Here is a 22,188-nt window from a genome sequence, read left to right on the forward strand (position 1 = left end):
GGACCGGGGCCGACAATCATCCGGGGCGGACTCCAACCCCAGTCGTACAACCGAGGGTTGATGCCCCTACGGTCGTGCTTGGCTACGCTCGCCGTGTGTCCGTCTCCGTGTCCTCGCCGTTGCTCAAGCGCCTCCCGCCAGGTCTGTGGACGGCGGGGGCGTGGCTCGTCGCGGCCGTGTATCCCCTCGTCGAGTACGTCGTGCTGCCGCACGGCCCCGAGTACTCGCTCAGTTACCCCGAGGACGGTCTCGACGCGTCCCTCGCGAAGGCGCTGCTCGCGCTCGCCTTCGCGCTGGCCCTGACGGGCAGTGCGCTGCTGCGCCGCGCCCCCTCGCCCGCGTACGCGCTCGTGCTCGCCGGTACGGTCGTCTCGACGGCTGCCTGGCGCCAGGACGAGATCCCGCCGCTCCAGTTCCTCGCGACGGGCGCGGTCCTCGCCTACGTGGCCGCCGTGCGCTCCCGGCGGGCCTCGCTCACGGCCGCCACGGGGACACTCGCCGTGCTCGCCTGCTACTACCTCCTGCGGCCGCTCCTCGGGGACGACTCCGGGGTCGCCCCCGAACCCTTCCTGGCCCTGACCGCCGCCCTCGCCTGGCTCATCGGGCACACGGTCCACCAAGCCCGCGCGCACCGCGAGGAGTTGTACGCGCGCGCCGCCGTGCAGGCCGTCACGGCCGAACGGCTGCGCATCGCCCGCGAGATGCACGACACCGTCGCCCACAGCATCGGCATCATCGCCCTCCAGGCCGGAGCGGCGGCACGGGTCGTCGGAAGCAGGCCGGACAGCGCCAGAGAAGCCATGCTCGTCGTGGAGCAAGCGGGACGCGAGACCCTCGCCGGCCTCCGGCGCACGCTCGGCGCACTGCGCCAGGACGACGGGGAACAGGCGGACAGGGAGGGCGTGTTCGGGTCGCAAGAGCGCGGGCGCGGCACGTACGAGGAGCGGGTGTCCGCGCCTGGCGCGGCGTCCCCGCGCCCGGACGCCGCGCCCCCGCCGTCGCGACCGGCTCCCGGTCTGGCGGACGTGCCGGGACTCGCCGCGACGGCCGAGGCCGCGGGCGTCCGCGTCGACGTGTCCTGGCACGGCACGCCCCGCCGCCTGCCCACGGACATCGACCTCGCGGCGTTCCGGATCGTCCAGGAGTCGGTCACCAACGTCGTACGGCACGCGGGGGTGGCCGCCTGCCGCGTGCGCCTCGACCACCGCGAGGACGCCCTCGCGATCGAGGTCGCCGACCGGGGGCGGGGCGGCGCCGGGGCCACGAGCGGCGGTACCGGCGCCGGTACGGGCGAGGGGTACGGCCTCCTCGGCATGGGCGAGCGTGTCGCGCTGCTGCACGGCACGTTCACCGCCGGACCCCGTCCCGGGGGCGGCTTCCGCGTCGCGGCCGTACTGCCGCTGCCCGCACCGGCCGTGGCGGCTGCCCGATGACCATCCGCGTCCTGCTCACCGACGACCAGCCCCTGGTCCGGGCCGCGTTGCGCATGGTCCTCGCCGAGACCGCCGGGATCGACGTGGTGGGCGAGGCGGGGGACGGCGCGGAAGCGGTACGGCTCACGGGCCGACTCGCCCCCGATGTCGTCGTGATGGACCTGCGGATGCCCGGCATGGACGGAATCGAGGCCACGCGCCTCATCACCACCGGTGCGGGGTCGGCGCGCGTCGTCGTCCTGACGACATTCGACGACGACGAGTACGTCTACGGGGCCCTGCACGCCGGGGCGTCCGGCTTTCTCGTCAAGGACATGGCCCTGGACGACATCCTCGCCGCCATCCGGGTCGTGGCGGCGGGGGACGCTCTCCTCGCCCCGGCCGTCACCCGCCGCCTGATCGGGGACTTCACCGCCCGGGGCGCCAGGCCCTCGCCCCGCCGGGAGGGACTCACCGGCATCACCGCGAGGGAGCGCGAGGTGCTGACGCTGGTCGGCAGGGGCCTGACCAATACGGAGATCGCGGCGGAGCTGTGCATCAGCGTCGCCACCGCCAAGACGTACCTGACGCGCCTCCTCGCCAAGCTCGACGCGCGTGACCGTGTGCAGTTGGTGATACTCGCCTACGAAGTGGGGCTGGTTGCGGCGCCGCAGTGACCGCGCGTGGCCCACATGTCAGACGAGCGCGCTGAGTTCGCGGAGCGAGCTGATCGACGGGACCGTACTCCCCGTTCCTTCACGGTCCAGGAAGCGGCCCTCGTAGCCGAGCGCGAGCGCCGCCGTGACGAGAGCCGGGGTGTCGTCCACGAAAAGGCAGTGTGCGGGGTCCAGGCCCAGGCCCTCGCTCGCGTGGTGGTACATGCGGGGATCGGGCTTCTCGCGGCCGAGCACCGCCGAGATCGCGTACACCTCGAAGTAGCCCCGGATGCCCAGCCCTTCGTGCAGCTCGGGCAGGTCCGGCCACGCGTCCGAGACCACCGCGAGCCGAATCCCGCGCCGCTTCAGCTCCGCGAGCGTCGGCAGCACGTCCGGATACAGCTCCAGCATCACCGCCGGAGGCACCTCCCGGCGCAGCGCCGCGAGCAGCTCGGGGGCCGGACGTACGCCCAACTCGCCGAGAAGTACGCGGTGGTAGTCGTCGCGATCGGGTGTTCCCGCCGCCTCGGCGAGGAATCGGTCCCCCACGGCTATGGCTTCCGCGAACCGCTCGGGCGTGATCGAGGGCATGTGCCGCGACACGGTTTCCTCGAAGTCGGCTCGCGGATTCCACCGCCCGCCGACCGGCCGCATGAGCACTCCGCCGGAGTCAAACAACACGGCGCGTATGTCGGGGACTTGGGAAATGAAGTCGGTCATTCCGCGCAGCTTAAGGGCCCGGCCGCGGGCGTGTCAGCCAGGCGGCTTCCACCGAACCGAGATGTCCCGGCGTCCGAGGTCGACGAGGACGGGCCGGCCGTCGAGCATCGTCTCCACCGTCCGCCGTTCCCCCGGCCGATACTGGGGCGTGTACGAGGAGCGGAAGTCGTCGGTCGTGCCGGGCGTCGTGTTGTGGACGCGGCGGCAGGGGGGCGCCCCTCGGCGCGCACGTCCGTGTGCCGCCGGACGCGTGCATGGACCTGATGTGGACCGGTGGCCGCCTGCTCGTCGCGGGCCCGGACACGACGGCGCACGTCACGGCGGTACGGGCTGGCGAGGAGTACGCGGCCGTACGGTTCCCTCCCGGGACGGCGCCGTCCGTACTGGGCGTCCCCGCAAGGGAGTTGCGGGACCTGCGGGTGCCGTTGGCGGAGTCGTGGCCCCAGCGCAGGGAGCGGGAACTGGCCGAGCGGGTGGCCGAGTCGGCGGACCGGACAGCCGAACGGGAAGCGATGGCAGCCGCGTACGGACCGAGCACGCGCGACCGCGACACGGCGGCGGTGCTCGCGGGTGCTCGGCGCGGCCTCGCGGTACGCGGGATCGCGGGCGAAATCCACATCAGCGAACGCCAGTTGCACCGCCGCTGCGTGGACGCCTTCGGCTACCGGGCTTCATTCGCAGTGCTCCGGCGTTTACGCCGGGGGTGAAGCGAGTCTGATGGTGGCGACGCGGAGTGTCGTCGCGTCTGCTCCGGCGGAGCCGGAGATGGCGCGTGCGTTGTTCATGGCGTGAAGCGTCATGACGGCTCGCGGCGGCGGAGCCGGGGAACGCTCATGCCGGCCGGTTCTGCGCTTCGATGTACTGCCTGATTTTGGAGAGCGGGGTGCCGCCGACGGTTTTGGCGAAGGAGGAGCCGGACCGGGCCACGGCTTGTTGGCTCGCCAGTAGTGGCGTGCCAGGTCGGGGAATTCCTGGCGCAGGCGGCGTGAGGAGACGCCTTTGAGGGAGTTGACCAGCTTGGTGACGGCGACCTCGGGCGGGAAGTCCGCCAGCAGGTGGACGTGGTTGTCCTCGCCGTGGAGCTTCATCAGTTCGCGCTCGAAGTCCGTGCTCACGGGTCGCGTGGTCTCCTCAATGCGCCTCAACGGGGCATCGGTGATCAGCACCCTTCCCCGGGGCCGGGGAGCTGTCGAAGAGGCTGATCACCCGGGCGAGCTGACCGAGGCCCGGTCCTGGCGGGGGGCGAGGTCTCCGTCGTCCTCCAGCAGTCCCTGCGCGACGCCGAGGCCGCGTACCGCAATTTCTTCGCCTCCCTCAAGGGCACCCGCAAGGGTCCCAGGACCGGCCCGCCGCGCTTGAAGTCGCGTAAGGACAGGCGGCAGTCGATCCGGTTCACCGCCAACGCCCGTTGGCACCTCACCGGCAGCGGCCGGCTGAACCTGCCGAAGATCGGGGCGGTGAAGGTGAAATGGTCCCGCACCCTGCCCGCCACCCCCACCTCGGTCACCGTCGTCAAGGACAGCGCGGGCCGGTACTTCGCTTCCTTCGTCATCACCACCGACCCCGCCACCGACAGGGCCCGGATGCCCGAAACCGACCAGACCATCGGCATCGATCCCGGCTTGACCTCCTTCGCCGTCCTGTCCACCGGCGAGAAGATCACCTCCCCCAGGTTCCTGCGCCGGGCGGAGAAGAAGCTGAAGAAGACCCAGCGCGAGCTGTCCCGCACACAGAGGGGATCGAAGAACCGGGAGAAGGCCCGCCGCAAGGTCGCTCGCGTCCACGCCAAGGTCGCCGACGCCCGCCGTGAGTTCCACCACCAGCTCTCCACCAGGCTGATCTCCGAGAACCAAGGGATCTCCGTGGAAGACCTGTCCGTGGCGGGACTGGCGCGCACCAGGCTGGCGAAGTCCGTGCACGACGCCGGATGGTCGGCGTTCGTGCACATGCTGGAGTACAAAGCGGAACGGTACGGGCGCACCCTGGTCAAGATCGGCCGGTTCGAGCCGACCCACCCGTGCCCGCGCCGGGCTCCCGTTCGCCGAGGTGGCACACCGTACGGGCTATGCCGACCAAGCCCATCTCACCCGCGACGTACGGGCCTTGACAGGGGTGTCGCTCGGCCGCCTGCTCGCCGAGGAGTCAGCCGGACAGCCGGGCGAACAGCTCCACGGTGTTGCCGTCCGGGTCCAGAAGGACCGCTGAGCGCATGCCCCGGTCGGCGTCCCACGGCGCCAGGTGACCCGTGCGACCGTCCGCGAGGAGCGCCGTGTACGTCTCGTCGCCCTCGCCGGGCGCCCGCGCGCGACGGCGAGGGCCACACGGTGCCCACCCACCGGCGGCGCCCACTCCGGCTCGAAGAGGTGGATGGTCTCGACGGTGTCCCAGGTGAGCCGAAGCGCCCCGGGCGGCACGACAGCGACGGGCCCCTCGCCGTCCCCCTCCGGCGGGATGCCGGCCCCGAGCCGCCGGTGGAACGCGAGCGAGGCCGCCATGCCGGTGACGGCGAGGCCGATGAGGCCGAAGCCCGGTCGAGGGGTCAGGCGGGCCACGCTGCGGCCGGACCCTCACACCGGTCCTGAACGCATCGGACGTGCCGGGCCCGCCGTTGCCCGCGTCTCACTTGGCGATTTCCCAGATGTGGCCGCCGGGGTCGCGGAAGCTCGCGGTGCGGATGCCCCAGGGGCGGTCCATCGGGCCGTTGAGCAGTGTCACGCCGCGCGCGGTGAGTTCCTCGCACATCGCGTCCACATCGTCCACCGGCAGCGTCAGCTGGACGCGGGAGCCGGAGTCGGGCCGGGCGACGGGGGCAGGATCGATCAGCCCGGTCGCCGCCGTGCTCCGCAGCAGGTTGATAAGGGTATTGCCGAACCCGAAGACCGCCGAGGCCTCGTCCTCGAACTCCACCGGCAGCCCGAAGACCTCCCGGTAGAACGTCTTCGTGGCGTCCAGATCCTCCACGAACAGGGTGATCGCGCTGATGCCAGTGGGCCATGAGGGGCTGCCAGTTGTGTCCGTCATGGCTCCACACCCTCTAGGAACGGGGGCGCCCGTACAAGGGCTTCGGCGCGCTGTCCCGAGCGGGGCCCCGGGCCCGTCCTGTTTCACCGCCGCCACGAACGCCGTGAAGGCCGTGGGAGTGAGGTGGAGCTGGGGGCCTGTGGGGTTCTTCGAGTCGCGGACGGGGATGGTGCGGGGGATTCCGGTGGCGACTTCGACGCAGGTACCGTCGTTGTTGCTGTACGAGGACTTGCGCCAGGTGGCGGCGGCCTCCATGCAGATGCCCCCGTTTTCGCTGTATCTGGAGTCGCGCCATTCCGCCATCTCGTCCGTCCCCTCGCTGAGTTGTGCCCCTGCCGGGAGGTATGCCCGCCCTGGGCAGAGCGAGGCCCCGTCGGGTGGGTGGCGGGGCTTCGGGGCGCGGAGGTTGGCTCAGACGTCGAACTCGCCGTGCTTCACGCCGGTGACGAAGCCGGTGAAGGCGGTGGTGTTGAGGGTGAGGGTGGGGCCGCCGGGGTTCTTGGAGTCGCGGACCGGGACGATGCCGTGTGCGGGGACGAGGTTGGTGGCGACCTCGACGCAGCTGCCGCCGTTGTTGCTGTACGAGGACGTGAACCAGCGGGGCGCGTTGCTCACGGGTGTTCCCTTTCATCCTGTTCGATACTGGGCCCTCGGCCGGGAAGCTGCGGGACCTGCGGGTCCCCGCCGACCGCGTACCGTGCTGTCTGTTCCGGAGGTATGCCCGGACCCGAACAGCGCGAAGCCCCGTCTGCTGGACGGGGCTTCGGGACGCGGAATGTTGGCTCAGACGTCGAACTCGCCGTGCTTCACGCCGGTGACGAAGCCGGTGAAGGCGGTGGTGTTGAGGGTGAGGGTGGGGCCGCCGGGGTTCTTGGAGTCGCGGACCGGGACGATGCCGTGTGCGGGGACGAGGTTGGTGGCGACCTCGACGCAGCTGCCGCCGTTGTCGCTGTACGAGGACTTGAACCAGCGGGGCGCGTTACTCACGGGTGTTCCCTTTCAGCCTGTTCGATCAAGGCCACAGTCTCCGCTTGGGAAAGCGATTCGGCCTGCGCCTGATGGTAGGCGGTCATCAGCGCGGCGACAGACGTGATTTCTCGATCAAGGTGTCCCTGCGTCTGTGACTCAACGTAGGAGACGATGCCGCGATCCGGAAGCGTGAGCAGGTTGGTGAGCATGTTGAGCGGCCGCCGTTCTCCTATGGCGAAGGGGGCGACCTGGAGGACGGTGTTGGGCAGTGCCGCGAAGTCGACCAGATGACCCAGCTGAGCCTTCATCGTTGCCGAACCCCCGATAGAACGGCGGATGCAGCTCTCGTCGAGTACGGCGAAGATCATCGGAGCGCTTTCGCGCCGCACGGCCTGCTGTCGCTCGGCAAGCGCGCGAAGGCGCTGCTCGGCCAGTTCCTCTGTGATGGCTCCGCGCTGAACTGCGGCTTCAGCGAGGGCCCGTGCGTATTCGGGCGTCTGGAGGAGGCCCGGGAGGACGCCGTTCTCGAAGACCCGGATCTCCACTGCTCGCGCTTCGAGTTTCAAGTACTCGGGGAACCCCTCCAGGAGCGCCCCGAACGTGATGTTGCGCCACTCGCGCTCGAACGACCGCTCGGTGTTCGTCAGCCCCAGTGCGGTGTCAAGCGCCACTGAGAAATTGAGTGTTGGTTTCTTCGCGGCGATTTCCACGCCGGACATGTGCGACTCGGCGTACCCCACTCGCTGCGCCACGTCCTTCTGTCGCAGCCCCAACTCCTGCCGTACCTTGCGCAAACGCGCTCCGTAGGCCGCGTAAGGCCCCGCGTCCGGGTTCAACTTCTTGATGTTCAAGGGGCGTTCCCCTCCACCTTCCACCCGTTGGCACAACGTTGAGTAGTTCTCCACGCTAGGCCACCGTGTACCTCCCCGGTAGCCAAACCGACACGGAGAGGAACCGTCATGCCCCTGCACCTCGTCCACGAACGCCCGCCCGCGTCCCCCGAACCCGACCTCCCCTGCCGCCTCTGCGACCGCCTCCGCGCCGAGGAGCGGGAGGCCGTCGCCGCCGGTGACCACTCCCGTGCCGTCGACTGCCGCGTCCTCGTCGCACGGCACCCGCACGGGTTCTCGCGGCGGTGAGTCGCGCAGGTCGGGGCCCCGGTGGGATGCGGGCACGGTGCCGAACGCCTCTGCCTCCGCACGGGGTTGGGTATGTGCGGCCCGTACGGCTGTGACTTTCCGCGCGGGGGCCGCGCGGGGGTGGCCCACGGGGCGCGCCACTACCGCCCCGCCACCCCGCCTCCGTACGTCCGTTCCCCGGGTGAAATCCCGGGCCGCGTGTCAACGGCCCCCGGGGTGGGTGGTTCCTCGGCCGTGCCGTGCCCCGGAAGCCCTTTCCGGCGTTTGACTCACATCCCCCACGGGTGCCCTTCAGCCAGAGACAGAGGTGCCGTCATGCCCCCACCCCCCGTCCTTCGCCGCGCAGGGAGGGAGTCGTCCGCGCAGGTCCCGCGCTTGGCGGAAGCGCCCGGACGCGCGCAGGTCGTCCGCATGGGGGGCGCGCGGGGTGCGCATGATTCCCCGGAGCGCCCCGGGGCGCACGGGACCCGGGTGACGTACGGCGAGCGGCGGCCCCCGTGCCCGTACCGCGGTCCCGGGCGTTGTACGCCGCGCGGCGGTGTGAACGGCCCGTACGAGAAGCAGGAGGATGAGCAGACGTGGTGACGAGCGAGCGGGGCAGCGCGGAGCGGGACGCGAGACTGCGGCTCGGGCGGCGGATGAGCGCGGCGGGCGCGCTCGCGCCGGACTGGCGGGCGGCGTACGAGGAGGTGCCGCGCGCGGCCTTCCTGCCGCCGCTCATGTGGCCGTGGGACGCCGAACAGCGGTCGCACGTACCGGTGTCGCGCAGCAGGGACCCTGCCACGTGGTACGCGTACGCCGACAGCGATGCGCCGATTGTCACCCAGTGGGATGACGGGGACCACACGGGGCTGACTCCCGGCCGCTTCGCGACCTCGACCGCGCTCGGGCCCTCGGTCGTCTTCGGACTGCTCGGTGACCTCCGCCTGAGCGAAGGGGTGGGCAGGGTCCTGGAGGTCGGTACGGGGACGGGGTGGACGACGGCGCTGCTCGCGCACCGGCTGAGCGTGCCCGCGGTGACGAGCTTCGAGATCGACGAATCCGTGGCCGCGCTCGCCCGCCAGCGGCTGCGCCGCTTCGGCCTCACGCCGGAGGTGCGCGTGGGCGACGGTCTCTCCGGCTACACCGTGCAGGCCCCGTACGACAGGATCGTGGCCTGTTGCGGCCTGCGGGAGGTCCCGTACGCGTGGATCGAGCAGAGCGCGCCGGGGGCGCTGATCGTGCTGCCGTGGGGCACGCACTTCTGTTCCGCCGACGTGCTCGTGGCGCTGCGCGTGAGCCAGGACGGGCGCTCGGCGAGCGGACGTTTTCTGCGGCCCCTGGAGTGCACGCGGGCGCGCGGGCAGCGGTGGCGCCTCGGGGCGCGGGCCGAGTACCTGCGCGAGACGGGCGCCAAGGCGCAGCGTTCCTCGGCGTGGATCGGCACCGACATCCTCGACTCGGACCTGCTCGGCAGTGCCCGCTTCGCGCTGGGCCTGCGGGTGCCGCGCTGCGCGACCGCCGTGGCGCCGACGGTGCAGCTCGACGGCAGCCGCCCGGTGTGGTTCCACGACACGGGCGGCACGGGCTCGTGGGCGTGCCTGGTGCTGCGGCCCGACGCGGAGTCGACCGTCCTCCAGTACGGGGAGCGGAAGCTGTGGCACGAGGTGGAGGCCGCCTACCGGTGGTGGCAGTCGGCGGGCCGCCCCGGGTACGGGGAGTTCGGGCTCACCGTGGGCCCCGAGGGGGCGCGGGCCTGGCTGGGGGACGAGGGACACAGCTGGGCGGTGGGGGGCGGGGGGCAGGACGGCGGGGGCGCCGCCCGGGACCGTACCCGCCCGGGCCGCTAGCCCGCGTCCGTACCCGCCCGCGCCGCTGGCCCGTGGTCGTGCCCGCCCGCGCCGCTGGCCTGTGTCCGTACCCGCCCGCGCCGCTGGCCCGTGGTCGTGCCCGCTCGCGCCGTTGGCCCGCGTGCGTGCCCGCCGGTGTCGCTGGCCCCGTGTCCGTACCGGACTTCGCGGATGTCTCTCAGGGGGTTTCCGCGACGCCCGTCAGCCGCGTCACCAGGTCACCGAAGTCCGGCGCGGTGAAGTCGAAGCGGTCCTCGGGGCCGGGCGCCTCGCGGTCCTCGCGGTGCACGTACGCCGTGCGCATGCCGAGGCTCTGCGCGCCGCGCAGGTCCCAGGCGTGCGCCGCGACCATCAGGACCCGCTCAGGGGGACGGCCCGCGGCGGCCAGCGCGAGCTCGTACGCGGGCGGGTCGGGCTTGAAGGTGCGGGCCTCCTCCGTGGAGAGGGCCAGGTGCCAGCGCAGCCCCGCCCGCACCGTGATGCCGAGCAGTTCCGCGCGGCTCGCGTTCGACAGCGCGATGACCGGGAAGCGGCGCGCGAGCCGGTCGAGGCCCGCGACACTGTCCGGGAACGGCGCGAGCGTGTGCGCCGCGCGCGCGAGCGCGGCCACCGCGGCCGCGTCGTCGTCCACCCCGGCCGCCGCGGCGACCACGCCCGCCGTCTCGATGTCCAGCGCGTCGGCGGGAAGGTAGGGCCGCTGGCCCGCCATCATCCGGCGCTGCTCCGTGTCCGTGTGCTCCTGCCACAGCGCGAAGAGCCGCTCCGCCTCCGCCGGGTCGGCCGTCAGCTCGCCGATGCCCGCGCGGATTCCCGCCGTGTCGTCGACGAGCGTGCCGAGGACGTCGAAGACGAGGGCGTCGATGCCGCGGGTGTCGATGCCGCGGGCCGGGTCCGCGGCGGGGGCCGGGACGGTGTCGTGGGCGGTGCCGTTCGCGTGCGCCGCGTCGATGTCGTGATCAGCCATGACGTCGAGTCTTCCCGGCTTCGGGCCGCTCATCCCGCGCGGCGCCGTCTCACGCCTCCCGCGCGGCGCCGTCTCACGCCTCCCGTACGGGCGCTTCGGCCCCGTCCCGTACCCGCGCCTCCGCGCCCGCCGGGTCCCGTACCGCCTCCGCCTCGCGGACCGCCGTGCGCAGGCGGTCGGCCGTGCGGCGGTTGGTGCGCGCCGTGCGCAGCGCGTCCCAGGTCAGGAGGACGAGCGCGATCCACACGAGCGCGAAGCCCGCCCAGCGCGCGGGCGGCATCTCCTCGTGGAAGTAGAAGATGCCCAGGGCGAACTGGAAGACCGGGGCGAGGTACTGGAGCAGGCCCAGCGTCGAGAGCGGCACGCGGATCGCCGCCGCGCCGAAGAAGACGAGCGGCACCGCGGTGACGATCCCCGTCGACGCGAGGAGCGCCGCGTGTCCCGCGCCCTCGCCCGTGAACGTCGCCTCGCCCCGCGCCGAGAGCCAGATCAGGAAGCCGAGCGCGGGCAGGAACTGGAGCGCGGTCTCCGCGGCCAGCGACTCGATCCCGCCCAGGTTGACCTTCTTCTTCGCCAGCCCGTACGCGCCGAACGAGAACGCGAGCGCCAGCGAGATCCACGGCGGCTTCCCGTAGCCGATCGCGAGGACGAGCACCGAGGCCACGCCCGTCGCGACGGCGACCCACTGCACGGGCCGCAGGCGTTCCCCGAGGAGCAGCACGCCGAGCGCGATGCTCACGAGCGGGTTGATGAAGTACCCGAGCGAGGCCTCCACGACGTGGCCCGCGTTGACCGCCCAGATGTAGACGCCCCAGTTGACCGTGATCACGGCCGCGGCGACCGTCACGAGCCCGAGACGGCGCGGGTCGCGCAGCAACTCGCCCATCCAGGCCCACCGGCGTATGCACAGGAGCAGGATCGCGACGACGCCGAGCGACCACACCATGCGGTGCGCCAGGATCTCGCCCGCCCCGGCCGGCTTGAGCAGCGGCCAGAAGAGGGGGACGAGACCCCAGATGCCGTAGGCGCCGAAGCCGTACGAGAGCCCGGCACGTGACGTGCCCTGGGCGGCTGGAGTGGTGTCCTGCGGTGCGGCCATCGCGGTCCCCGTTCGGTCGTCACGGGCCGACGACCTGCCGCCGCCCCCGTCCGGGAAGGTAACGGGAGCGGCGCGGCTTGTCATTCCCGTATCGCCCTACGGTCCTGACGGCTCCCGGCCAGGCACCGGGCGCAGGTGCGGACAGGGCCGCTGGGGGACGGTACGGGCCCTGCCACCGGGCGCCGCCCGGTGCGGGAACGGCCGCCGGTGGCCGGGTGCGGGTCCGCTCAGCCCTCCAGGTCCTTCAGGGCCGCCGCGATCGTGTCCGCGACCGGGGTCGTCGGGCGGCCGATGAGGCGGGCGAGGTCGCCGGGGGTGTGGGCGAGGGAGCCGCGTGCGATGGCCGCGTCGACGTCCACCAGGATGTCCGCCAGGAACTCGGGGAGGCCCGCGCCGAGCAGCGCCTGCTTGTGCTCCTCGGGGGAGACGTTCTGGAACGTGACCTGCTTGCCCGACTGGCGCGTCACCTCTGCCACGAACTCGCTCATCGTCCACGCGACGTCGCCGCTCAGCTCGTAGACCTTGTTCTCGTGGCCCTCGTCCGTGAGCACGGCGACGGCCGCCGCCGCGTAGTCCGCGCGCGGCGCCGCGGCGAGACCGCCCTCGCCGGAGCTGCCGATCAGCGCGCCGTGCTCGAAGAGCTGCGGGACGCGCCCGGTGTACATCTCCGCGTACCAGCCGTTGCGCAGGAAGGTGTACGGGAGGCCGGAGTCGAGGATCGCCTGCTCGGTGATCTTGTGCTCGTCGGCCAGCGTGAAGTCGGCCTGGGGGCCGCCGAGCACGCCCGTGTACGCGAGCTGCGCCACGCCCGCCGCCTTCGCCGCCTCGACGACGGCGGTGTGCTGCGGCCCTCGCCTGCCTATGTCGCTGCCCGAGATGAGGAGCACCCGGTCGCCCGCGTGGAAGGCGTCCTCCAGCGTCGCGGGCTTGTCGTAGTCGGCGATCCGCAGCTCGACGCCCTGCGCGGCGAACTCCGCGCCCTTCTCCGCGCTGCGGACCACGGCGGCGATCTCGCGCGCGGGGACCTTCTCCAGGAGGCCCGCGACGACGAGGCGGCCGAGCTGCCCGGTGGCGCCGGTGACGACGATGCTCATGAAATGTGCCTTTCGCGCTGCATGGGGTGCTTGTGCCGTCTGTGCACGAAGACCACCCTAGGCTGCACACTAACCAGAGGAAAGTACCCACTTTGGCGTAAGGTACTGGCATGACGGTGAGTGTGGAGATGGCGAGGCTGCTCGGGAGCGAGGGGACCGAGGAGGGCACGCCCGACGTGAACCGGGCGATGTGCCCCTCGCGGGGAATCCTGGAGCACGTGACCTCGCGCTGGGCGGTGCTCGTGCTCGCCGCGCTGCTCACGCGGACGTTCCGGTTCAGCGAGCTGCGGCGGACGGTGGGCGGCGTGAGCGAGAAGATGCTCGCGCAGACGCTTCAGACGCTGGAGCGGGACGGGTTCGTCCTGCGGGACGCGAAGGCGGTCGTGCCGCCGCACGTGGAGTACTCGCTGACGGAGGCGGGCGAGGAGGCGGCCAGGCAGGTCTTCGACCTGGCGAGGTGGAGCGAGCGGCAGGTGTCCGCCGTGGAGGAGGCCAGGCGGGCTTACGACCTGCGGAAAGCCGAGCCCTCCTGACGCGGAGCAGCCGCCGCCCGGGAGCCCCTCGGGAGCCCCTCGGGAGGCTCCTCCCCCCGGCACCGCCCCGGCACCGGCCTCCGGCCCCAGCACCCGGCACCGGCACCCAGCACCGGCCTCCGGCCCCAGCACCCGGCACCGGCCCCGTCCTCCGCCCCTCAAACGCCAAAGGGGCTGAAGAAATTCAGCCCCTTTGGCGATCGGCTCCGTGGACGGCTCAGCCCACGACGGTCCAGGTGTCCTTCCCCGCGAGCAGCGCGGACAGGTCGCCCTTGCCCTGCTCGGAGACGGCCGCGTCGAGCTGCTCGGCCATCAGCGTGTCGTAGACCGGGCGTTCGACGTCCCGGAAGATCCCGATCGGGGTCTGGTGGAGCGTCGTCGGGTCCGCCAGGCGCGACAGCGCGTACGCCGTCGTGGCCGTCTCGCGGTGGGCGTCGTGGACGAGGACGTCCGCCTCGTTCCCGGGCGTCACGTCGACCACGCGCAGGTCGCCGGACGCGTGGTCCCGTACGACGCCCTTGGTGCCGAAGCGGATCGGCTGCCCGTGCTCCAGGCGGATCACCGCCTCCGCCGCCTGCTCCTTGTCCTTGAGGACCTCGAAGGCGCCGTCGTTGAAGATGTTGCAGTTCTGGTAGATCTCCACGAGCGCCGTGCCCGGGTGCTCGGCGGCCGCCTTCAGGACGCTCGTCAGGTGCTGGCGGTCGGAGTCGACCGTGCGCGCGACGAAGGTCGCCTCGGCGCCGAGGGCGAGCGAGACGGGGTTGAAGGGGTTGTCGAGCGAGCCCATCGGCGTCGACTTGGTGATCTTGCCGATCTCGGAGGTCGGCGAGTACTGGCCCTTGGTGAGCCCGTAGATCCGGTTGTTGAAGAGCAGGATCTTCAGGTTCACGTTGCGGCGCAGCGCGTGGATGAGGTGGTTGCCGCCGATCGAGAGGGCGTCGCCGTCCCCCGTGACGACCCACACGCTCAGGTCCTGCCGCGAGGAGGCGAGCCCGGTCGCGATGGCCGGGGCACGGCCGTGGATCGAGTGCATCCCGTACGTGTTCATGTAGTACGGGAAGCGGCTGGAGCAGCCGATCCCGGAGACGAACACGATGTTCTCCTTCGCGAGCCCGAGCGAGGGCATGAAGCCCTGCACGGCCGCGAGCACCGCGTAGTCCCCGCAACCGGGGCACCAGCGGACCTCCTGGTCCGACTTGAAGTCCTTCATCGACTGCTTCGCCTCGGCCTTGGGCACGAGCGAGAGCGAGAGCGGACCCGCGGGCGCCTGCGTGGTCTCAGTCATCGATGACCTCCTTGAGCGCCGTCGCGAGCTGTTCCGCCTTGAACGGCATTCCGTTGACCTGGTTGTAGGACCGCGCGTCCACGAGGTACTTGGCGCGCAGGAGGGTCGCGAGCTGGCCGAGGTTCATCTCGGGCACGACGACCTTCTCGTACGAGCGCAGGACCTCGCCGAGGTTCGCGGGGAAGGGGTTGAGGTGGCGCAGGTGGGCCTGCGCGATGCTCTCGCCCGCGACGCGCAGCCGCCGTACCGCCGCCGTGATCGGCCCGTACGTGGAGCCCCAGCCGAGCACGAGCGTGCGCGCCTCGTCCCCGGGGTCGTCCACCTCGATGTCCGGGACGCGCACGCCGTCGATCTTCGCCTGGCGGGTGCGGACCATGAACTCGTGGTTGGCCGGGTCGTAGGAGATGTTGCCCGTGCCGTCCTGCTTCTCGATGCCGCCGATGCGGTGTTCGAGACCGGGCGTGCCCGGCACGGCCCACGGGCGCGCGAGCGTCTCGGGGTCGCGCTTGTAGGGCCAGAACACCTCGGTGCCGTCCGCGAGTTCGTGGTTGAACCCGGTCGCGAACGGGGTCGTCAGGTCGGGCAGCTCCTCGGCCTCGGGGATGCGCCAGGGCTCGGAGCCGTTGGCGAGGTAGCCGTCCGAGAGGAGGAAGACGGGCGTGCGGTACGTGAGCGCGATGCGCGCCGCGTCGATCGCCGCGTCGAAGCAGTCGGCGGGGGTACGGGGCGCCACGATCGGCACCGGGGCCTCGCCGTTGCGCCCGTACATCGCCTGGAGCAGGTCGGCCTGCTCGGTCTTCGTCGGCAGTCCCGTGGAGGGGCCGCCGCGCTGGATGTCGACGATGAGGAGCGGCAGTTCGAGCGACACCGCCAGCCCGATCGTCTCCGACTTGAGCGCCACCCCCGGCCCGGACGTCGTCGTGACCGCGAGGCTGCCGCCGAAGGCCGCGCCGAGCGCCGCGCCGATCCCCGCGATCTCGTCCTCCGCCTGGAAGCTGCGCACGCCGAAGTTCTTGTGCTTGCTCAGCTCGTGCAGGATGTCGGAGGCCGGGGTGATCGGGTACGAGCCCAGGTAGAGCGGCAGGTCCGCCTGCCGGGATGCCGCGATGAGCCCGTACGCGAGCGCCAGGTTCCCCGAGATGTTGCGGTAGGTGCCGGTGGGGAACGCGGTCGTGGCGGGGGCGACCTCGTAACTGACCGCGAAGTCCTCCGTCGTCTCGCCGAAGTTCCAGCCCGCGCGGAAGGCCGTGAGGTTCGCCTCGGCGATCTCGGGGCGCTTCGCGAACTTGGCGCGCAGGAACTTCTCCGTGCCCTCGGTGGGCCGGTGGTACATCCAGCTCAGCAGGCCGAGCGCGAACATGTTCTTGCTGCGCCCGGCGTCCTTGCGCGAGAGGTCGTACTCCTTGAGCGCCTCGACCGTCAGCGTCGTGAGCGGCACGGGGTGGACGCTGTAGCCGTCGAGCGTGCCGTCATCGAGCGGCGAGGCGTCCCAGCCGACCTTCTGCATCGCGCGCTTGGTGAACTCGTCCGTGTTGACGATGATCTCCGCGCCGCGCGGCACGTCCGACAGGTTCGCCTTGAGCGCCGCGGGGTTCATCGCGACCAGGACGTCAGGGGCGTCGCCGGGCGTGAGGATGTCGTGGTCGGCGAAGTGGAGCTGGAAGGACGAGACGCCGGGCAGGGTGCCTGCGGGGGCACGGATCTCGGCGGGGAAGTTCGGCAGCGTCGAGAGGTCGTTGCCGAAGGAGGCGGTCTCGGAGGTGAAACGGTCACCGGTGAGCTGCATACCGTCCCCGGAGTCACCCGCGAAACGGATGATGACCCGGTCGAGTTTGCGGACCTCCTTCGCGCCGGACTGCGCGGGCGCCGCGAGACGCTCGGTGTCGGGCGCGGGGCCTTCGAGTACGTCCGTCACGGGGGCGGGGGCCTGCGACGCGTCCGTGCTGGTGGCGGCTGCGGCGGCCTGGGGCGCGTCCGTGGGGCGCGGCTCGCCGACGACCGCACCGTCGGACGGCCCGGCTGGGCTGCTGACCTGGCTGGTCACTGGAAGTGGACCTCCCGTCGAGGCGGTGGCGGCTCCCGCCGGGGGCCGGCGGGGGCGTTTCGTGGCCGTTGCTTCTGTGCCTTGTCTCCTGCGGAACAGCCTACGTCGGTAAGGGTCCCCTTCCCGGGACGGGTCATATCCCGAACACCTCGCGGAGGCCGGGGGAGCACCCCGAGGAGCCCTCTTCCGATCATGGCGCGGCCAAATCTGCCCGTTTCATGGCTGTTTTCCGGGGTTCCGCTCCCGGCGGGGGACGCGAGGCGGAAATGTCTGGTTCTTTTGGCCTAGGCACCCGCCCGAAGGACTGGGCAGCCGCCCGAACCGCTCGGCCACCGGGACCACCCGGGTCACCCGGACCGCCGCTCGGCCGCCCGGACCACCCGTCATGCCGCCCGGACCGCCCGTCATGCCGCTCGGGCCGCCCGTCGCGCCACGCGGGCCGCCCGTCGCGCCACGTGGGCCGCCCGTCCGCCCCCGGCCGCCGGTCGGCCGCTACGACCGCAGGTACGTGAGGACCGCGAGCACCCTGCGATGGTCGCCCTCGCTCGGCGAGAGCCCCAGCTTCATGAAGATGTTGCTCACGTGCTTCTCGACCGCCCCGTCGCTCACCACGAGCGCCTTCGCGACCGCCGAGTTCGTCCGCCCCTCCGCCATCAGCGCGAGCACCTCCCGCTCACGCGGGGTCAGGTTCGCCAGGACGTCCTGCTTGCGGGAGCGGCCGAGGAGCTGGGCGACGACCTCCGGGTCGAGCGCGGTGCCGCCGCTCGCGACCCGGTCCACGGCGTCCACGAACTCCCGCACGTCGGCGACCCGGTCCTTGAGCAGATAGCCGACCCCCCGGCTCGACCCCGCCAGCAGTTCGGTCGCGTACTGCTCCTCGACGTACTGCGAGAGCACGAGCACCCCGAGCGCCGGGTACGCCTTGCGGAGCGCGACGGCGGCGCGCACGCCCTCGTCCGTGTGCGTCGGGGGCATCCGTACGTCCGCGACGACGACGTCGGGGAGCTGGGACTGCTCCGCGAGGTCCCGCACCGTCTTCACGAGCGCGTCCCCGTCCCCGACCCCGTCCACGACCTCGTGCCTGGCGTCGGTGAGCAGGCGGGTCAGGCCCTCCCGCAGGAGGACCGAGTCCTCCGCGATGACGACCCGCACCTTCGCCGCCTCTGTCTCTGTCACGTCTGCCACGTTCCCCCGGAATCGGTGTCACTGCTGCCGGGGACAGCATTTCAGGAACGGGCGGCTTTGTGGGGGGCCGGGCCCGTTCTCGCCGTCCACGGCAGCTCGGCCGTCACGGTCGTGGGACCGCCGGGTGGCGAGTCGACCAGGAGGACGCCGTCGACCGCGTCGAGCCGGTCCGAGAGCCCGGCGAGCCCCGTACCCCCGTCGAGCGAGGCACCCCCCGTACCGTCGTCGCGCACCTGCACGAGCAGCCGCCCCTCCGCGCGCCACACCTCGACGGCCGCCATGCGGGCCCCGCTGTGCTTGCTCACGTTCTGGAGCAGCTCGGAGACGGTGAAGTACGCGATGCCCTCGATCGCCTCGGCGGGCCGCTCCCGCAGGTCCACCTCGACGGACACGGGGACCGTGCAGCGCGCGGCGACCGCGGAGAGCGCCGCGTCGAGCCCCCGGTCGGTGAGGACGGCGGGGTGGATGCCGCGCGCGAGGTCGCGCAGCTCCTGGAGCGCCGTCTTCACCTCGCCGTGCGCGTCGGCGACCAGCCGCGCCCCCGCCTCCGGGTCCTCCAGCATCTTCTCCTTCGCGATTCCGAGGTCCATCGCGAGCGCCACGAGCCGCGCCTGCGCCCCGTCGTGCAGATCCCGCTCGATGCGCCGCAGGTCGGCCGCCGCCGTGTCGACCACGACGCCCCGGTCCGACTCCAGCTCGTCGACGCGGCTCTCCAGGCGCGAGGGCCCGAGCAGCCCGCGTACGAGGAGACTGCCGACGGCCGTCAGGCCGCGTACGAGCCACGGCGCGAGCACCGTGAGCGCGAGCCCGGCCGCGCAGGTCAGAGCGATCTCCCAGGGGCGGTCGAGGTACTCGGTGCGGTGCGTGTCCCCGTAGATCTGGATGCCGTCGCGGCCGACGTCGTTCGGCACGCACCACATCCACAGCGGGTACGTGAGCATCAGCAGGCCGTTGCTCCACACGGCGAGCCCGAGGACGCTCGCGAAGACGCTCCACGGGAAGTGCAGGAAGGCGAAGAGGAGGTTGCGCCAGGACTCGCCGCTCTTGAGCAGCGCGCCCATCCACCCGAACGGCGAGTGCCGCTTGTGCCGTACGGGCCGCGCCTCGGGCACCTCGGTCCCCAGCAGCCCCCGGGCGAGCCCCCGCTGCACCCGCGCCAGCCCGCGCGCCGACGCGAGCAGCCCCGCGAGCACGGGCACCCCGATGAACGTCACGATCAGCCCCGCGCCGAGCCAGAACATCACCACGGACCACGTGAAGACGGCGATCGAGAGCGGCAGGCTCACGGCGAGGTACAGCAGCTCGCGCCAGAACCGGGGGCTCACGGGGGCGAGCAGGACACGGGCGAGGGGCGAGCGGTCGTCCGGGCGGGGGGCGGGCGGCGGCACGAGGGGCCAGCCGTCGCGGTCGTAGCGGTCGACGGGGCCGTACGGGGCGCCGCCGCGTGCGGATGTACCGGAACCGCGCGCCTGCGGGCCGCCCGGGCGGGCGTACGTGCCGGGGCCACGGGTGTACGTGCCGGGGCGGCCCGCGGGCGCGCCCGTGCCGCGTGCGGATGTGCCGGGGCCGCCTGCGTGCGGGCCCGTGCCGTGCGCCTCGCGGGTTCCGCCCGGCCCGCCCTTGTCGTACCACGTCCCTGCCGTCATCCGGACGCCTCCTCTCGCTCCCTTCCAGAATGGCGAGCGGAGGCGTCCGGTGACATGTGGGGGATCGGTCTCTCGGGAGGGGGGTTATCCCCACCCCGGGGGCCGCTCGGCCGCTCGCGGGTTCCCCGCCCAGCAGGTCACGGCGCGCGAGCACCGTGCCGAGCGCGCGCCCGAGGACCGGCAGGAGCACGGTCAGCGCCGCCCACAGCGGCCCCTGGCACCCCGTTCCGCCCCGCCGCCACGGGCAGCCAGGGCCCGTCGCCGGGCGCCCCGGCGGGCGCGCACGCGATCCCCGCACCGGCCCCGAAGCCCACGAGCCCCGCCACCGCCTCCGTGACCCGGCCCCGAGCAGCGCCGGGCGGGGCGCCCCGGCGGTCGCGGCACCACGAAGTCGCCGCGCCGCGCCTGCCCGCCCTCCGCCGCGCGCGCCCCGCCGATCGCCGCGATCGCCGCGGCGGCGGACGTCAGCACCACGAGCCCGATCGGCACGAGCGGACCCGCCCCGGCGAAGAGCCCCGGCAGCTCCCGCGCCCGGTCCGGTCCGTCGCGGGCGCGGCCGCGAAGCCCTCGGCGCGCGGCTTCCGCGTCACGGGGTCCACCCGCCCGGGCCCGTCGCCGTCGACCACGACGACGGCGCCGCGCGCCCCCGGGAGCGGCGAGGCCGCCGCCGCGAGGCCGACCACCGTGCCCGGCGCGAGGAAGGCCGCCCGTGTCCGGCGCGGGAGGCCGCCCCCGGGCCCTTCGGGCGTCGGCGCGGGTCGTCGACGGCGACGGCGCGCAGCGCGGGCGTCTCGCGGAAGGCGAGGCCGTGGCCCGCGTGCCGCCTGAAGTCCGTGCCACCGGCGCGCTCGGGGAGCACGACTCGCGCGGGCCGAGGCGCGCGGGGAGGCCGCCGCCGGTGAGAGGCGGGGCCTCGGCGGGCGTGAGGGTGTGGCTCGTGAGGCGGTAGCCGCCATCGGCGGGGCGGAGGGCCGCCACGTGGTCCGGCACGACCTCGCGCACGCCCGCCGGGCGCGCGACCCCGGAGAGCCGGGTGGGGGAGAGGGCGCCGGACGCGGCGGGGTGCTTGGCGTCGGCGCCACCGTCCGCCCGCGCCCGCACGGCGACCAGCCGCGGCCCGTCAGCGGCGAGGACGTCCCGCCCGGTGACGGTCCCCCCGCGGCGGCGACTCACGGCGGCCGCCGTGACGAGGGCGGCGAGGGAGGAGGGTGAGGAAGGGCAGGCGCATGGGGACCTTCGCGGTTCTCTTACCGCCCCCTCTTCACGTACCGCCCCCTCCGCACACGCCGCTCCCTCCTCACATACCGCCCCGCTTCCCCGTCACCCTCCGTCCGGCGCGGTCGTCGCCCCGGTCCCGCCAGGGGAGTTCGGCCGTGATCGTGGTCGGGCCGCCCGCAGGGGAATCGATGACGAAGAGGCCGTCGACCGCGCCGAGGCGTTCGGCGAGGCCCGCCATGCCCGTACCGCCGTCGAGCGAAGCGCCCCCGTGCCCGTCGTCGTGCACCTGGAGGAGCAGCCGGTCGCCCGCGCGCCACACCTCGACGGCCGCCGTCCGGGCCCCGCTGTGCTTGCTCACGTTCTGGAGCAGCTCGGAGACGGTGAAGTACGCGATGCCCTCGATCGCCTCGGCGGGCCGCTGTCGCAGGTCCACCTCGACCCGTACCGGCACCGTGCACCGCGCCGCGACGGCGGACAGCGCCGCGTCGAGCCCCCGGTCGGTGAGGACGGCGGGGTGGATGCCGCGCGCGAGGTCGCGCAGCTCCTGGAGCGCGAGCTTCACCTCGCCGTGCGCCTCCTCCACCATGAGCGCGGCCGCCTCCGGGTCCTCGATGACCTTCTCCTTCGCGAGCCCGAGCCCCATCGCGAGCGCCACGAGCCGCGCCTGCGCCCCGTCGTGCAGATCCCGCTCGATGCGCCGCAGGTCGGCCGCCGCCGTGTCGACCACGACCCCGCGCCCGGACTCCAGTTCGGCGATACGGCGCTCCAGCTCGTCCGAGGGCGAGAGCAGCCCCCTGACCATCGCCCGGTCCGCGTTCGCCAGCCCCCGTACGAGATAACCGAGCACCGGCCACAGCACGAAGAACGACACCAGCGACACCGTGAACGTCACGATGCCCCACGGCAGCCGGATCACGGAGTACAGCGCCGTGCGCCATCCCACCGGGTCCTTCACGCCGTCCCACAGCCGCCCGAGCACCCCGCCGCCGCCCCCGTCGCCGCGCGGGATCGGGCTCGGCTCGTCGATCCGCACGCCGAGCAACCGGCGCGCCCTGCCCCGTTCGAACCGTCCGAGGAGCCGCGCCCCGCGCAGCCCGAGTACGAGCACCGGCAGCCCGATGACGGTCACGGCGAGGCCGACGCCGAGCGAGACGAACAGGACGCTGTAGACGAAACCGATGAGGGTGGCCGGAAAGTTGGAAAGAAGATGGGCGAACTCCTTCCACGTCGCCCCCGGAAAGGCGAGGCCCACGGGGGGCGGAGCGCCGGGGGCGCGCTGGTCCTGAGGGGTCACCGATGCGGTCATGGCCCCAGCCTGCCCGTTCGGCGTGGCCGACGCCATGAGGTCGCCCTGACTGAGGCAGGGGGGAAATC

20 protein-coding genes and 3 pseudogenes are annotated in these 22,188 nt (G+C 72.9%); 8 read left to right on the forward strand and 15 right to left on the reverse strand.

The window, feature by feature from the left end; translation table 11 throughout:
• The first annotated feature begins 95 nt into the window (after positions 1-95).
• Together ACQYWQ_RS18450 and ACQYWQ_RS18455 are read left to right on the forward strand one after the other, a co-directional pair.
• Positions 96-1,433, forward strand: a complete 1,338-nt coding sequence (locus ACQYWQ_RS18450) for a sensor histidine kinase (RefSeq protein WP_431035943.1) — start codon at positions 96-98, stop codon at positions 1,431-1,433.
• A complete protein-coding gene (locus tag ACQYWQ_RS18455; protein WP_431035944.1) occupies positions 1,430-2,089 on the forward strand; it encodes a response regulator in 660 nt (219 codons plus the stop codon). The genes ACQYWQ_RS18450 and ACQYWQ_RS18455 overlap by 4 nt, the downstream gene beginning before the upstream one ends.
• 18 nt (positions 2,090-2,107) lie before the next feature.
• Here ACQYWQ_RS18455 and ACQYWQ_RS18460 read toward each other — a convergent pair whose 3' ends face one another.
• Positions 2,108-2,788, reverse strand: a complete 681-nt coding sequence (locus ACQYWQ_RS18460; RefSeq protein WP_431035946.1) for an HAD family hydrolase — start codon at positions 2,786-2,788, stop codon at positions 2,108-2,110.
• A 254-nt stretch (positions 2,789-3,042) separates the two neighbouring features.
• Between ACQYWQ_RS18460 and ACQYWQ_RS18465 the strand changes: the two genes are divergently transcribed.
• Entirely contained in the window at positions 3,043-3,495 is a 453-nt protein-coding gene (locus tag ACQYWQ_RS18465) for an AraC family transcriptional regulator (protein WP_431035948.1), read from the forward strand.
• On the opposite strand, the gene tnpA is transcribed toward ACQYWQ_RS18465, so the two are convergent.
• Positions 3,481-3,954 carry an IS200/IS605 family transposase gene (gene tnpA, locus ACQYWQ_RS18470; RefSeq protein ID WP_431035949.1) on the reverse strand — a complete coding sequence of 158 codons (474 nt, stop codon included), beginning with the start codon at positions 3,952-3,954 and terminating at the stop codon, positions 3,481-3,483. The genes ACQYWQ_RS18465 and tnpA overlap by 15 nt on opposite strands.
• 105 nt (positions 3,955-4,059) lie before the next feature.
• Between tnpA and ACQYWQ_RS18475 the strand changes: the two are divergent.
• Together ACQYWQ_RS18475 and ACQYWQ_RS18480 are read left to right on the forward strand one after the other, a co-directional pair.
• Positions 4,060-4,755 (forward strand): annotated as a pseudogene (locus tag ACQYWQ_RS18475) (RNA-guided endonuclease InsQ/TnpB family protein); the annotation flags it as partial.
• A gap of 52 nt (positions 4,756-4,807) precedes the next feature.
• Positions 4,808-4,993, forward strand: a pseudogene (locus ACQYWQ_RS18480) (hypothetical protein); the annotation flags it as partial.
• 414 nt (positions 4,994-5,407) lie between these two features.
• Here ACQYWQ_RS18480 and ACQYWQ_RS18485 read toward each other — a convergent pair.
• The 5 genes and pseudogenes from ACQYWQ_RS18485 to ACQYWQ_RS18505 all read right to left on the reverse strand — a co-directional run bounded on the left by ACQYWQ_RS18485 (position 5,408) and on the right by ACQYWQ_RS18505 (position 7,629).
• Complete coding sequence (locus tag ACQYWQ_RS18485; RefSeq protein WP_431039247.1) at positions 5,408-5,809, reverse strand: VOC family protein; 402 nt, start codon at positions 5,807-5,809, stop codon at positions 5,408-5,410.
• Between the two features lie 78 nt (positions 5,810-5,887).
• Positions 5,888-6,112 (reverse strand): annotated as a pseudogene (locus ACQYWQ_RS18490) (DUF397 domain-containing protein); the annotation flags it as partial.
• 108 nt (positions 6,113-6,220) lie between these two features.
• Positions 6,221-6,424 carry a DUF397 domain-containing protein gene (locus ACQYWQ_RS18495; RefSeq protein ID WP_431035950.1) on the reverse strand — a complete coding sequence of 68 codons (204 nt, stop codon included), beginning with the start codon at positions 6,422-6,424 and terminating at the stop codon, positions 6,221-6,223.
• A 168-nt stretch (positions 6,425-6,592) separates the two neighbouring features.
• Positions 6,593-6,796, reverse strand: coding sequence for a DUF397 domain-containing protein (locus tag ACQYWQ_RS18500; RefSeq protein ID WP_431035951.1), 204 nt, complete (start codon positions 6,794-6,796; stop codon positions 6,593-6,595).
• Positions 6,793-7,629 carry a helix-turn-helix domain-containing protein gene (locus ACQYWQ_RS18505; RefSeq protein ID WP_431035952.1) on the reverse strand — a complete coding sequence of 279 codons (837 nt, stop codon included), beginning with the start codon at positions 7,627-7,629 and terminating at the stop codon, positions 6,793-6,795. Before ACQYWQ_RS18505 ends, ACQYWQ_RS18500 begins: the two co-directional genes overlap by 4 nt.
• Before the next feature lie 108 nt (positions 7,630-7,737).
• Here ACQYWQ_RS18505 and ACQYWQ_RS18510 point away from each other — a divergent pair, with 108 nt between their 5' ends.
• Both ACQYWQ_RS18510 and ACQYWQ_RS18515 read left to right on the forward strand, forming a co-directional pair.
• Positions 7,738-7,917: a hypothetical protein gene (locus tag ACQYWQ_RS18510; protein WP_431035954.1), complete on the forward strand. Its 180-nt coding sequence runs from the start codon at positions 7,738-7,740 to the stop codon at positions 7,915-7,917.
• Between the two features lie 578 nt (positions 7,918-8,495).
• Positions 8,496-9,746, forward strand: coding sequence for a methyltransferase domain-containing protein (locus ACQYWQ_RS18515; protein WP_431035956.1), 1,251 nt, complete (start codon positions 8,496-8,498; stop codon positions 9,744-9,746).
• A 178-nt stretch (positions 9,747-9,924) separates the two neighbouring features.
• On the opposite strand, the gene ACQYWQ_RS18520 is transcribed toward ACQYWQ_RS18515, so the two are convergent.
• The 3 genes from ACQYWQ_RS18520 to ACQYWQ_RS18530 all read right to left on the reverse strand — a co-directional run bounded on the left by ACQYWQ_RS18520 (position 9,925) and on the right by ACQYWQ_RS18530 (position 12,903).
• Complete coding sequence (locus tag ACQYWQ_RS18520; RefSeq protein WP_431035957.1) at positions 9,925-10,710, reverse strand: haloacid dehalogenase type II; 786 nt, start codon at positions 10,708-10,710, stop codon at positions 9,925-9,927.
• A 73-nt stretch (positions 10,711-10,783) separates the two neighbouring features.
• A complete protein-coding gene (gene rarD / locus ACQYWQ_RS18525; protein ID WP_431035959.1) occupies positions 10,784-11,809 on the reverse strand; it encodes an EamA family transporter RarD in 1,026 nt (341 codons plus the stop codon).
• Between the two features lie 227 nt (positions 11,810-12,036).
• A complete protein-coding gene (locus ACQYWQ_RS18530; protein ID WP_431035961.1) occupies positions 12,037-12,903 on the reverse strand; it encodes an SDR family oxidoreductase in 867 nt (288 codons plus the stop codon).
• Positions 12,904-13,013: 110 nt separating this feature from the next.
• Here ACQYWQ_RS18530 and ACQYWQ_RS18535 point away from each other — a divergent pair, with 110 nt between their 5' ends.
• On the forward strand, positions 13,014-13,436 hold the full coding sequence (locus tag ACQYWQ_RS18535; protein WP_431035963.1) for a winged helix-turn-helix transcriptional regulator: 423 nt from the start codon (positions 13,014-13,016) through the stop codon (positions 13,434-13,436).
• A 217-nt stretch (positions 13,437-13,653) separates the two neighbouring features.
• Here the strand turns inward: ACQYWQ_RS18535 and ACQYWQ_RS18540 are convergent, their stop codons facing one another.
• From ACQYWQ_RS18540 to ACQYWQ_RS18560, 5 genes are all read right to left on the reverse strand, one after another.
• Positions 13,654-14,721, reverse strand: coding sequence for a 2-oxoacid:ferredoxin oxidoreductase subunit beta (locus ACQYWQ_RS18540; RefSeq protein WP_431035965.1), 1,068 nt, complete (start codon positions 14,719-14,721; stop codon positions 13,654-13,656).
• Entirely contained in the window at positions 14,714-16,765 is a 2,052-nt protein-coding gene (locus ACQYWQ_RS18545) for a 2-oxoacid:acceptor oxidoreductase subunit alpha (RefSeq protein ID WP_431035967.1), read from the reverse strand. Before ACQYWQ_RS18545 ends, ACQYWQ_RS18540 begins: the two co-directional genes overlap by 8 nt.
• A gap of 492 nt (positions 16,766-17,257) precedes the next feature.
• Positions 17,258-17,917, reverse strand: a complete 660-nt coding sequence (locus ACQYWQ_RS18550; RefSeq protein WP_431039248.1) for a response regulator transcription factor — start codon at positions 17,915-17,917, stop codon at positions 17,258-17,260.
• Positions 17,918-17,991: 74 nt separating this feature from the next.
• Entirely contained in the window at positions 17,992-19,596 is a 1,605-nt protein-coding gene (locus ACQYWQ_RS18555; protein ID WP_431035969.1) for a sensor histidine kinase, read from the reverse strand.
• Between the two features lie 1,297 nt (positions 19,597-20,893).
• Entirely contained in the window at positions 20,894-22,120 is a 1,227-nt protein-coding gene (locus tag ACQYWQ_RS18560; RefSeq protein ID WP_431035971.1) for a sensor histidine kinase, read from the reverse strand.
• Positions 22,121-22,188 lie beyond the last annotated feature (68 nt).

This window comes from Streptomyces sp. P6-2-1 (assembly GCF_050613165.1).
In the GTDB taxonomy this organism is placed as follows: domain Bacteria; phylum Actinomycetota; class Actinomycetes; order Streptomycetales; family Streptomycetaceae; genus Streptomyces.